The sequence below is a fragment of the Microcystis sp. BLCC-F209 genome, assembly GCF_041928595.1.
Taxonomy (GTDB): Bacteria; Cyanobacteriota; Cyanobacteriia; order Cyanobacteriales; family Microcystaceae; genus Microcystis.
Window position 1 is genome coordinate 1 of record NZ_JBHFLL010000278.1, and the last position, 10,838, is coordinate 10,838.

Sequence of the window (10,838 nt, forward strand, 5' to 3'; positions counted from 1 at the left end):
AACAATTAAAAGAAGAAGATATTTTAAATGTTAGTCGAAGAAATGACGTAACGGAATTTGAAAAAGATGCACGAGTTAAAGGAAGAATTTAGAAAGATTTATGAAACCTCAAAGAATCCGACAGAAGGACTGCTATCCATCTCGGAATGGTTGGCAAAATCCTCCAGTGTTTTTACCAAGAGTTGTCAAACAATCCGAAACTGGTTTGGAGAAATCATTAGTTATTTCGAGCGAAGGACAACGAATGGGGTGGTCGAGGGAATCAACAATAAACTTAAACTAATAAAACGAAGAGGCTATGGCTTTAGAAACTTTCGGAATTTTCGGGTTATAAGTATGTTATCTTGGCATCTTGTATGTTGATTTAGCATAAAGAGTAACGAAGAGCCAAATTTAACAACATCCAGAAAAACGTAGCCGATTGTAGGGGTAATTCATGAATTACCCCTACACCTATTACCTAGTGATAAGTAAAACCGGCGTTGCTGATTTGAGATATGAACCTTCTTTTTTGGGATTTTTAAAACCTAGACTGAAACTAACTTTTGGATACGATGCACATTTGGCATTCATACCTTGATTCAGCAACGCCGTAAAACCTAGGGTGCGGAATGTGGATTCAAGCTAACAATCCCTCGTAACCCACCACCAATCATCGACTATGATTGAATCAATCACTGTTTACTGATCACTGATCACTGATAATAACCCTTGACCGCCAAAACGGACAACATCGGTACAAAATAACCCCGTTTCCTCCTGCACAGTTTCTATAGCTTTAACTGCCGCCTCCGGACTAAGATGAAAAGTATTTAAACTAATCCCTTTTACCTTCACCTCCCCGAAACTTCCCCCAGCACTGGCAGTCATTTCGTAGAGTTTAATCACTTCCGTTAGGGGAGGGATGAGAATATCGGGTAAATCTTTGATATGAATTTGTCCGGCACGATGGACGAGAATTAACCCCGTTGGTTGAGTGCCACGCATTAAGGGTAAGGTAGCGGTGGAGCCAGGGTGTAAAAGGGAGCCTTGACCCTCAATAAACAGAATATCATTATTTTCTGCCGATTCTAACACCAAAGCCTCGATCGCACCAGCAGCATAATCGACGCGCACTGCATCCAAGGGTACACCTTTTCCCGCGATCATAATTCCCCCCTGTCCAGTGGCTAAAAATTGCGATTTTAGCCCTTTTTCTCGGGCAAATCGGTGTAATTCGATGCTAGTGGACATTTTGCCCACACTCATATCCGTCCCTACCGTTAGAATACGCTGACAGGTTAAATTTTTCGCCCGCGCTTGCCCAATTTTTAAGTCTTGGGGTTCCAGACGGATATCCCAAATCCATTGATCCGGTTTAAGCTGAGGAAAAAGGGGTTTTAGGGGTGTATGGAGACCATTAACGAGGGATAACCCTGTATTTACCGCCTCTTTGATTTCTTCTAGCCAATGGGGTGGTAAAATGCCTCCTGAGGGTGCGATACCAATTAACAGGGTATCGGGATGATAGGTTAGAGCTTCCCTAACACTAGCAACAATCGGCAAGGGGCGATCGATTCCGGCCACTTCTTTTAAGGTACTGCCGGCGCTTTCTGCGTCAATAATCGCCACTACCTGCGCTTTTCCGTAACGCAGATAACTTAACCCAGTTTTGCCGCGAGTTCCTTTGATTCCTTCGTGGAGAAGAATCGCTACTTTCTTGTCAGGAGTCAAATAATTAGTCATCTTTTATCCGTAAACTAACACCCAAACCGGGCAAATTATTTGTTTGTAAATGTCCCCTTTCCAAGCTTAAACCCGTAAAGGGATCATCGCGTAAATTTAAATGACTATCTAGGTCAAGATAGTTGACAAGCGGGCCAAGATGTGCTAGGGCAGTATTGGCTAAACTGCTATCAGAGTAACATCCGAACATAATTTGCAGTCGGCAAGCTTGGGCAATATGAATCATTCTCTGCACTTCGGCTAATCCGCCAGCTTTCATTAGTTTAATATTAATGCCGTGGACTCGATCGGCCAGTTTCGGGATATCTTGACTAGAAAAACAGCTTTCATCGACGAAGATAGGTAGGGGCGATTTTTGGTATAAATCAATTAAATCTCGTTCTTGTCCCGCGGATAGGGGTTGTTCCACATAAATAACGCCTTTTTCCTTTAACCATTGGCACATTTTCACCGCATCCCTAAATGTCCAACCACCATTAGCATCGACAGTTAGGGGCAAATGGGGGACAATTGCTTTAATAGCCAGAATTATAGCTCGATCGGCTTCTATCCCGTCCGGTGAGCCTAATTTGATTTTTAATAAGCTAAAATCGCCAATTTCTAGCCAATCTAACAGCCTTTTCTGCACATTTTCTGGAGAATTTAAACCGATAGTAACAGAAACCGGCGGAATTAAAGAGCGATCGAGTCCAAAAATTTGCCAGAGAGGTAAATTAGCTTTTTTGCCTAACCAGTCGTGCAGTGCCGTGTCAATAGCGGCACGAGTAGCCGAAGATATCTGATTTTGCCATAAAATTTTTTCAATTTCTTGGCGTTGACAGGGGTGAAAAGATTGTAAAATAGGAGCGATCGAGTTTAATTCTTGCAGGATTTTATCGGGTTTTTTCTCCTCGCTGGTAATATCAAAAGGAGATGCCTCTCCCCACCCTTCGATATTTTCCTCGCTAATTTGCAGCCATATATTAGTATTTTCGCTGGTAGTGCCGCGACTAATCGTTAAAGGTACTCGTTTATGAATAGTAAAAGTTTGCCAGTTTAGCAGCATAATTCACCTGGGGATGATCGGGGAATAGGAACAGAAAAATTATCTACACTTACCCAAATCCTTACTTCTGTCCACTCTCCCCGCAATCATACAACTTCCGGCGGTGTTTTTCGTCAAAGACAAAATATGATAGGCTAACCGAAGGGATAGGCAAGACGGCTGCGGGTTAGGAAATGGGATAAAAGAGGAGTGAGTTAACCAAAATCAATGATTAAGAAAAAGATTTCTTACTGGGTAAATGGAGGTATTGCCCTCATTGATCGCTATCTGATCAGCCAACTACTACCCCCATTTTTATTTAGTGTTGGTTTATTTGCCTCTTTGGGAGTAGCTATCGGCAATCTTTCCGATTTGGCTAATCAGGTAGTTGATGCCAATCTACCCCTCGCTTCGGCCTTGGAAATTCTCCTGTTAAAAGTGCCGGAATTTGTCACCTATTCCCTGCCAGTTTCTCTTTTATTGGCCACTTTAATTACCTACGGACGTTTAAGTAGTGATAGCGAAACCGTTGCCCTGCAAAGCTGTGGAGTCACTCTTTACCGTCTTTTTATACCAACTTTTTGCCTGAGTTTAATAGTTACAGTGGTGACATTTTTATTAAATGAATATGTGGTTCCCAATGCTAATTATCGAGCTACAGAAATTTTAGTACAGAAAATTAATAAAGAGGCAAGCTTTTGGCAAAACAAAGACTTTTATTATCCCGATTATGAAATAAAAACCCTAGAGAACGGTACGATTAATCGCAATTTAAGAAGTTTATTTTATGCCGAACAATTTGACGGCGAAAAAATGAAAACCGTCACCGTTATCCGTTGGCTAAAACAAGAATTAAATCAAATTATTATCGCCGATTCGGCCCGTTGGAATGCCGTCGATAACGTCTGGGACTTTTTTAACGGCATTATCTATGAATTAACCCCCCCTAACGCCTCCTATAGTCAAGTTATCCCCTTTAAAGCCGAAAAAATCGCTTTATCTCGCTCCGCTTTCGATTTTGCTCGTCAAAGCCGCGATCCCTACGAGATGAACATACCACAGGCGATCGAATATGTGCAACTGCTCAAACTCAGTGGCGATGATAAAAGAGTCAGATTTTTTCAAGTGCGAATCCAGCAAAAAATCGCCTTTCCCTTTGTCTGCATCGTCTTTGCTACCATCGGCTGTGCCTTGGGTTCTCTACCGCAAAGAATCGGTCGGGGAACCAGTTTCGGTCTCAGCGTCGCTATTGTTTTTCTCTACTATCTTTTAAACTTCTTAGTGGGCAGCTTGGGACTAACCGCCACCCTTTCCCCTTTCCTGGCTGCCTGGCTGCCTAACTTTTTCGGTTTTGGGTTGGGTCTATGGTTATTATGGCGACTTAACGGTTAGACTTTTTGGGAAATTTTCGTCAAGATAGGAGACGTAGAGTTATAGCAGGCCCCTTAGATCTATGTTTCCCTTTTTCTTTAACACTTGTGGCAGCACTTCCCGCCAAGAATATCAAGAGCGTAAGTTAACATTCCTTAAATGGATGCGCGACGACCTCGAAACCCGTCTAGCGGGATTAAATGCCGCTATCGAAACTATCGAGCGTCAAATCAGTCGGGAAGGTCAATAAACCCTGAAAATAGGCGAGTTTTACCCTCGCCTTCTCCCCGCAATTAGCGAAGAGAGATAACTTGACAGTTGTATTGGCCAAGAGAGATAATAGGAGTTTGTGTGAACTTTAGCTAGACTAAAATACCTTGGCTAACGTTATTGTAATCGGCGCTCAATGGGGCGACGAAGGAAAAGGAAAAATCACGGATCTGCTGAGTCGATCGGCGGATGTGGTGGTGCGTTCTCAAGGTGGCGTAAATGCGGGTCATACCGTCGTCGTCGATGATCAAACGTTCAAACTCCATCTAATTCCCTCCGGGATTCTCTACCCGGATACGGAATGTATAATCGGCTCGGGAACAGTCATAGATCCCTCGGTGTTACTAAAAGAGATGGCGCAATTACACGCCCTCAATGTTACCACGGACAATCTCTATATCTCGCAAACGGCTCATGTCACTATGCCCTATCACCGGCTGCTCGATCAAGCATCCGAGGAAAAACGGGGTAAATATAAAATCGGCACCACGGGAAGGGGTATCGGCCCCACCTATGCCGACAAATCCGAGCGCATCGGCATTCGAGTCATCGACTTGATGAATACCGAGAATCTGCGGCAAAAACTAGAATGGACGACCAATTATAAAAACGTCATTTTAGAAAAGTTATATAACTTACCGCCTTTAGATCCGAAGACGGTGATCGAGGAATATCTAGAATATGCCGAGAAACTACGTCCCCATGTGGTCGATAGTTCCCTAAAAATCTACGAAGCAATCCGCAAGCGTAAGAATATTCTTTTTGAAGGGGCCCAAGGCACCCTACTTGACCTCGATCACGGAACCTATCCCTACGTTACCTCCTCCAATCCGATCGCTGGGGGTGCTTGTGTGGGTTCTGGTATCGGTCCGACGGTAATCGATCGAGTGATCGGTGTGGCCAAAGCTTACACCACTAGGGTGGGGGAAGGGCCATTTCCCACGGAATTAGAGGGGGAGATCGAGCAGTTATTGTGTGATCGGGGGGCGGAATTCGGGACCACCACCGGCCGTCGTCGTCGCTGTGGTTGGTTTGACGCGGTGATCGGTCGTTATGCGGTGCGAATCAATGGTTTAGACTGTCTAGCGATCACCAAGTTGGATGTTCTCGATACCCTAGAGGAAATCAAAGTCTGTGTGGCCTACCAATTGGACGGCAAAACCTGTCGCCATTTACCCAGTAGTGCCGGGGAATTCGCCCGTTGTCAACCGATTTACCGAACGATGCCGGGGTGGCAACAACCCACCAGTGATTGTCGCAGTCTGGAAGACCTGCCTAAACAGGCCCTCGATTATCTAAAATTCCTAGGGGCGATTATGGAAGTACCGATCGCGATTATCTCCCTAGGAGCTAGTCGCGACCAAACTATTATCGTTGAAGATCCCATTCACGGACCAAAACGCGCTCTTTTGGACGAAAATGGCTCACCTTGGGATAATTACGAATTTTAAATCATTGCTAAAGAGGATTAGTCAACTATGCAAGTTAGCGTTGAATGTCAAAAAAGACCCGAAAATATTAACCCCAGGGCCCTACGTCGTCAGGGTTTGATCCCGGCGGTTCTCTACGGCCACAACGGCACGGAATCGGTTTCTCTGGTGGTGGGAGAAAAAGCGGCCTTAACCCTGCTTAAAAAGGCTTCGGTAAATAATACCCTGGTGGATGTGAATGTTCCCGAAATGCCCTGGACGGGAAAGGCTTTGATCCAAGAGGTGCAATCTCATCCCTGGAAAAGAAATCTCTATCATCTCAGTTTCTTCTCGGTATCTGCTCACGGTAAGCTCGATATCGTTGTTCCCATTAAAGCCATTGGAGAAGCGATCGGAACCAAACAGGGCGGTTTAATCGAACAGTTCGTTAACGAAGTTAATGTCTCCTGTATTGCCGATAATATCCCGGAAGTGATCGAATTTGATGTGTCGGGCATCGGTGTGGGGCAATCTTTGCTCGTGGGTGATTTAAAAATGCCGGAAGGGGTGACTTTAAAAGACGATCCCCATACCACCGTTTTTGCCATTGTTGCCGCTAAACGGTAAATTCAGTGATCAGTGGTCGGGTGATAGGGTTTTGGGGTGTTGGGGTTTTAGGGTTTTAGTTGAAATTCCCCCACTTCCCCACTTCCCCACTTCCCCACTTCCCCACTCTGCCATAACTGCTACTGCATACTTTGCGCTTTTTGTCAAAAAAACTTTTTCTTTGCAATAAAACTACACAAAAAAAAGATCATCGTTGTGGGTAAAATTGACCGATTTACCCGTCTTAATTAGATCACCCTGTAGGTGTAGCAAGGGTTTCAACCATTGCTGTCCAAAAAAGCACAGAATAACCCACTATGAAATTCTATCAAATCGCTGTAACCATTACAACATCGTTGTTAAATAAAAATCTTTCTCAATTAATTCTTAAGAATTTGTAAATATTGCGAAATGTTAATTTAAATATTCTCAAGTTTTTGGAGTCAATAGATAATTTTTGTTTATCTTTGTCCAACATTGGGTTAGAAGTCGGGAGTCAGTTATCAGTTATCAGTCATCAGTTATCAGTGTCAGCTTTTTTCTCCCCTCTCCCATCCCCCATCTCCCATCTCCCCTACTTCCATCTACTGGGGAGTTATAGCGTGAAAACGCTTAAATAAGTCCTCGCAGGCGGATTCGATTAATAAACGGCTAGATTCGCCCGGGGATAAGGATAACAATCCCTCAATCACGAGATTAAAAGAATCATCTAACTGTCCAAAGCGCACTTGTAGTAAATTTTCGATCATCCCCCGATGCGTCTCTTGAAGACCTGCTTGAAGACCTTCTTCAAGAGCTTCTTGTCTAGCCTGTCGTCTCACTGCTTCTTTCCATTCCAGATAAGTTTGCGATAACATCATAAACACCTCTCGATCTTCTTCTTCTAAAATATTTTGTATTTCCACAGGGTTCTAGGAGAGTGCTATTTAGGGCAATTTGACCTAATAATCCTAGATTATCGACAGTTATTTGCCCCGCTGGATGAGGCGAAAAAAATAGATCAATCTGTCGGGTTTCGTCGGTAATTTCTTGGCTAACTTCTACCCGGCCTAGTAGCGTTAACGAAGGCGGTCGGCAGAGGCCAGGAGGTTTCATCGATCGAGGCGAAGAAAAAAATGGTAAGATTAGTTAAAGAAAATGATACAAATATACATTGATTAGACAAAAAAAGTTATAAGTAAAAGAAAAGTTTATCTTCCTCAGCACAATGACGAGAAAAGAACAGCCCCACTCGTGGTTCTCAAGAAAACCTTTGGCCTGGCAACAATCCAGGGCTATGTGGCGCGATTTATGGTCAGAAGCGTCCCTCGATTTTCCCTATCTAGCTTTGATTGTTAGTTCTTGTACGATCGCTACTTTAGGCTTAGTTGCCAATAGTGCAGCCGTGATTATTGGGGCAATGATTATTGCCCCTTTAATGTTGCCGATTCGTAGTCTAGCTTTTGGTGGTTTAATTGGCAGTTGGCGATTAATTCGTAAGTCAGCCCTGGCAATTTTAGTCGGTACGATCATCGCTTTAGTGATAGCTTGGTTGCTGGGATTATTGATCGGAATTTCCGAATTTGGTAGTGAAATTCAAGCCCGTTCTCAACCGAATCTTTTAGATTTAGGAGTGGCAATTACTGCGGGGGCAATCAGTGGTTATGCCAAAATAGAACCGAAAATTTCAGGTACTTTAGCGGGAACAGCAATCGCCGTGGCTTTAATGCCGCCAGTTTGTACGATCGGGTTAGGATTATCCCAAGGCAATTGGGTCCTAAGTTTGGGGGCGACTCTGTTATATATTACCAATTTATTAGGCATTGCTCTCGCCTGTTTGTTGGTCTTTTTGCTGGCAGGTTATTCTAGTTTTCATCGGGCGCGTAACGCTCTAATTTTGACTTCTATCCTGACAGCAGTGCTGCTAATTCCCTTAGGAATAAGTTTTGCAACTCTGGCCAATCAAGCTCGCTTAGAAAGGCTGATCAAAAAAGCTTTATTACAACGAACGATTACTTTTCAACGGGCAGAATTATTGGAATCTTCGATTAATTGGCTCAATCAACCTCCCCAGGTGAGATTAGTAGTAAGAACTCCGGAAAGCATTACTCCCAGACAGGTAGAATTATTGCAAGAATTTATTACTAAGGAAATGGGGCGACCTTTTCAATTAAATGTCTTGGTTTCTAAGGTTAATGAAGTCACTTCGCCGGAATAGCATCGAGAAAATTAGGTCAAGTAATGACAAACAAGGATTAATTCGCTATCTTAATATTTGATATTTAATCTATAGGTAGGGTTCAGGTGAGTGGCGGCAATCGACCAGAAAGCACGGCTTATGTGCGGATAATTAAGCAATCTTGGCAAACGGGGAAATTAGAGGGAGAAGTGCGGACGGAACAATATCAATGGCGTTTTCAATGGCATTTTCTTCAAGGCAAGTTATTAGTACAACCTTCCCTAGGTAGGGCTTTGATTTTTGAACCCTTGAATCGGTTTTTAGAACGCTACGATTACCAATTAGAACCAGGAGGAGATTATGAGTTTACAGTGCGATCAAAATTGTAAAGATGGGGGATTAAATCACAGCTTTTCTCCTGAGGATGAAGTTTAACCTAATTTGGCATCATCTCCCGATGACAGATTCTCTCAAAGGAAAACTTCGTACCTCATCATACGGTTTATGGACAACCCGGCCGAGATACTAGATTTTTAAAGGAAGTTTTTTGATTTAAATACCACTGATTAGGCTAAAATTCAGCCATAGCAAAGCGTTATATTAACGCTCAGAGTTTTTGGGAATAAGGGAAATGACACAAGAACAGAAGGTTTCAGTGGGTATTGTCGGTGCTTCTGGATATGGTGGCGTACAGTTGGTACGTTTGCTCAAAGAACATCCCCTTGTTGAATTAGTCTATCTGGGGGGCGATAGTAGCGCCGGAAAACCCTACAGTGATTTATATCCCCATCTCGGTCATAGCATTAATCTTAATGTGGAGGCGATCGATTTAGAGATAATTGCCTCCCGTTGTCAAGTGGTTTTCTTGGGTTTACCCAATGGTTTAGCCTGTGATTTAGCTCCCCCTTTGATCGCTAAAGGGTGTAAAGTGTTGGATCTGTCGGCAGATTATCGTTTTACTAGCCTAGAAACCTATAGTAAATGGTATGGTAAGGAACGTCAGGATCAAGTGATCGCATCTAAGGCTGTGTACGGTTTACCGGAACTTTATCGGGAAGATATTAAAAATGCCTCTTTAATCGGTTGCCCCGGATGTTATCCTACCGCTAGTTTAATGGCGATTTCTCCCCTGTTAAAACAGGGTTTAATTGTCCCGGAAACCACGATTATCGATGCCAAATCGGGAACTTCGGGAGGGGGAAGACAAGCTAAAATTAATATGTTATTGGCAGAAGCAGATAGTTCGGTCGGGGCCTATAATGTAGCGGGAAAACACCGTCATACTCCCGAAATCGAGCAGATTTGCGGTGATTTAGCCGGTCATGAGGTGCGCGTCCAGTTTACTCCCCATTTAATGCCCATGGTTCGGGGTATCCTGTCCACAGTTTACGCCACTTTACGGGATCCTAATCTGGTGCGGGATGATTTAATCACTATCTACAATGCTTTTTATCGCACTTCTCCCTTTGTCAAAATCCTACCCGGGGGAGTCTATCCACAAACTAAATGGGCCTGTGGTACTAATTTATGTTATCTCGGTATTGAAGTGGATCCGAGAACCGATCGAGTGATCGTGATGTCAGCGATCGATAATTTAGTTAAGGGACAATCGGGACAAGCGGTACAATGTCTCAATCTCATGATGGGTTGGGAAGAATCCCTTGGTTTACCGCAAATGTGTTTTTATCCTTAAAAATTCCTGGATGCGTTTAACCGAGTACATCTCATTTTTGTAAATCTACTGAGTTGGGATTTTTAAAGGGAAACTATCTTCTAAAATTGGTGATCACTTCCGATTTTATCACTCAATCCAAGCCTTTGGGGGGTTCTACCCCCCAAACCCCCCGTTGGGGGCGTGGCGCCGCCCCCAAACCCCCCGCGCATTAGTTTTTCGGTGGGATGCTTACACGCGATTGTTGATATATTTGTACCAGTTTAAGAGTCACTGATAATTGCTGATTGTCGGTATTTCTGCAAATGTGAGATGCACCCCGTTTAACCACACATCACATCCTTTGCTCAATTTCGGGAAAAACTGGCAAAATTTTGTCACTATGATTTGTTTACCGATTGGCAGCAAAGACAAGGAGAAAATGGCAGAAAAGTAGTCAGTTTATCGGCAAAAGTGAATATAAACTGGACTTCCCCGTTGACAAAAAGCCATAAGCTGTGCTGTAGAAGGGATTAAGAGAATTTACGCCGCCCCGTTACTGGGTACAAATCAGGGAAACTCCCAATAAATCTAACGCTTTTTGTTGCAGTTGGGTCGGTCGAG

General features: G+C 43.5%; 10 protein-coding genes and 1 pseudogene. 8 read left to right on the plus strand and 3 right to left on the minus strand.

Annotated features, from left to right (window positions below):
* Positions 1-54: 54 nt before the first annotated feature.
* A pseudogene (locus tag ACE1AQ_RS17830) lies at positions 55-363 on the plus strand (transposase); the annotation flags it as partial.
* Positions 364-681: 318 nt separating this feature from the next.
* Here ACE1AQ_RS17830 and ACE1AQ_RS17835 read toward each other — a convergent pair.
* Both ACE1AQ_RS17835 and ACE1AQ_RS17840 read right to left on the minus strand, forming a co-directional pair.
* A complete protein-coding gene (locus ACE1AQ_RS17835) occupies positions 682-1,725 on the minus strand; it encodes a DUF1611 domain-containing protein (RefSeq protein ID WP_008205497.1) in 1,044 nt (347 codons plus the stop codon).
* Positions 1,718-2,770, minus strand: coding sequence for a dipeptide epimerase (locus tag ACE1AQ_RS17840; protein WP_106908468.1), 1,053 nt, complete (start codon positions 2,768-2,770; stop codon positions 1,718-1,720). The genes ACE1AQ_RS17835 and ACE1AQ_RS17840 overlap by 8 nt, the downstream gene beginning before the upstream one ends.
* Positions 2,771-2,977: 207 nt before the next feature.
* Here ACE1AQ_RS17840 and ACE1AQ_RS17845 point away from each other — a divergent pair, with 207 nt between their 5' ends.
* The 4 genes from ACE1AQ_RS17845 to ACE1AQ_RS17860 all read left to right on the plus strand — a co-directional run bounded on the left by ACE1AQ_RS17845 (position 2,978) and on the right by ACE1AQ_RS17860 (position 6,426).
* Positions 2,978-4,141 carry an LptF/LptG family permease gene (locus ACE1AQ_RS17845; protein WP_008205494.1) on the plus strand — a complete coding sequence of 388 codons (1,164 nt, stop codon included), beginning with the start codon at positions 2,978-2,980 and terminating at the stop codon, positions 4,139-4,141.
* A gap of 61 nt (positions 4,142-4,202) precedes the next feature.
* A complete protein-coding gene (locus tag ACE1AQ_RS17850; RefSeq protein ID WP_008205493.1) occupies positions 4,203-4,370 on the plus strand; it encodes a hypothetical protein in 168 nt (55 codons plus the stop codon).
* A 127-nt stretch (positions 4,371-4,497) separates the two neighbouring features.
* On the plus strand, positions 4,498-5,841 hold the full coding sequence (locus ACE1AQ_RS17855) for an adenylosuccinate synthase (RefSeq protein ID WP_106908466.1): 1,344 nt from the start codon (positions 4,498-4,500) through the stop codon (positions 5,839-5,841).
* A gap of 27 nt (positions 5,842-5,868) precedes the next feature.
* The gene (locus tag ACE1AQ_RS17860) at positions 5,869-6,426 is read left to right on the plus strand and encodes a 50S ribosomal protein L25/general stress protein Ctc (RefSeq protein ID WP_002781534.1); all 558 of its coding nucleotides are present in this window, start codon (positions 5,869-5,871) and stop codon (positions 6,424-6,426) included.
* Positions 6,427-6,989: 563 nt separating this feature from the next.
* Here the strand turns inward: ACE1AQ_RS17860 and ACE1AQ_RS17865 are convergent.
* Positions 6,990-7,310 (minus strand): hypothetical protein, encoded by a 321-nt coding sequence (locus ACE1AQ_RS17865; RefSeq protein ID WP_008205486.1) that lies wholly within the window; start codon positions 7,308-7,310, stop codon positions 6,990-6,992.
* Positions 7,311-7,612: 302 nt separating this feature from the next.
* Between ACE1AQ_RS17865 and ACE1AQ_RS17870 the strand changes: the two genes are divergently transcribed.
* From ACE1AQ_RS17870 to argC, 3 genes are all read left to right on the plus strand, one after another.
* Positions 7,613-8,602 carry a DUF389 domain-containing protein gene (locus tag ACE1AQ_RS17870; RefSeq protein WP_110544436.1) on the plus strand — a complete coding sequence of 330 codons (990 nt, stop codon included), beginning with the start codon at positions 7,613-7,615 and terminating at the stop codon, positions 8,600-8,602.
* 86 nt (positions 8,603-8,688) lie between these two features.
* Complete coding sequence (locus tag ACE1AQ_RS17875) at positions 8,689-8,952, plus strand: DUF3146 family protein (protein ID WP_004157975.1); 264 nt, start codon at positions 8,689-8,691, stop codon at positions 8,950-8,952.
* Between the two features lie 242 nt (positions 8,953-9,194).
* Positions 9,195-10,256 (plus strand): N-acetyl-gamma-glutamyl-phosphate reductase, encoded by a 1,062-nt coding sequence (gene argC, locus ACE1AQ_RS17880; RefSeq protein ID WP_110544439.1) that lies wholly within the window; start codon positions 9,195-9,197, stop codon positions 10,254-10,256.
* The last annotated feature ends 582 nt before the right edge of the window (positions 10,257-10,838 follow it).

What these genes read in the sequence shown, in the direction of transcription:
- ACE1AQ_RS17835 (WP_008205497.1), bottom strand. Translation starts at nt 1,725, where the DNA reads ATGACTAATTATTTGACTCCTGACAAGAAAGTAGCGATTCTTCTCCAC.
- ACE1AQ_RS17840 (WP_106908468.1), bottom strand. Translation starts at nt 2,770, where the DNA reads ATGCTGCTAAACTGGCAAACTTTTACTATTCATAAACGAGTACCTTTA.
- ACE1AQ_RS17845 (WP_008205494.1), top strand. Translation starts at nt 2,978, where the DNA reads ATGATTAAGAAAAAGATTTCTTACTGGGTAAATGGAGGTATTGCCCTC.
- ACE1AQ_RS17850 (WP_008205493.1), top strand. Translation starts at nt 4,203, where the DNA reads ATGTTTCCCTTTTTCTTTAACACTTGTGGCAGCACTTCCCGCCAAGAA.
- ACE1AQ_RS17860 (WP_002781534.1), top strand. Translation starts at nt 5,869, where the DNA reads ATGCAAGTTAGCGTTGAATGTCAAAAAAGACCCGAAAATATTAACCCC.
- ACE1AQ_RS17870 (WP_110544436.1), top strand. Translation starts at nt 7,613, where the DNA reads ATGACGAGAAAAGAACAGCCCCACTCGTGGTTCTCAAGAAAACCTTTG.
- argC (WP_110544439.1), top strand. Translation starts at nt 9,195, where the DNA reads ATGACACAAGAACAGAAGGTTTCAGTGGGTATTGTCGGTGCTTCTGGA.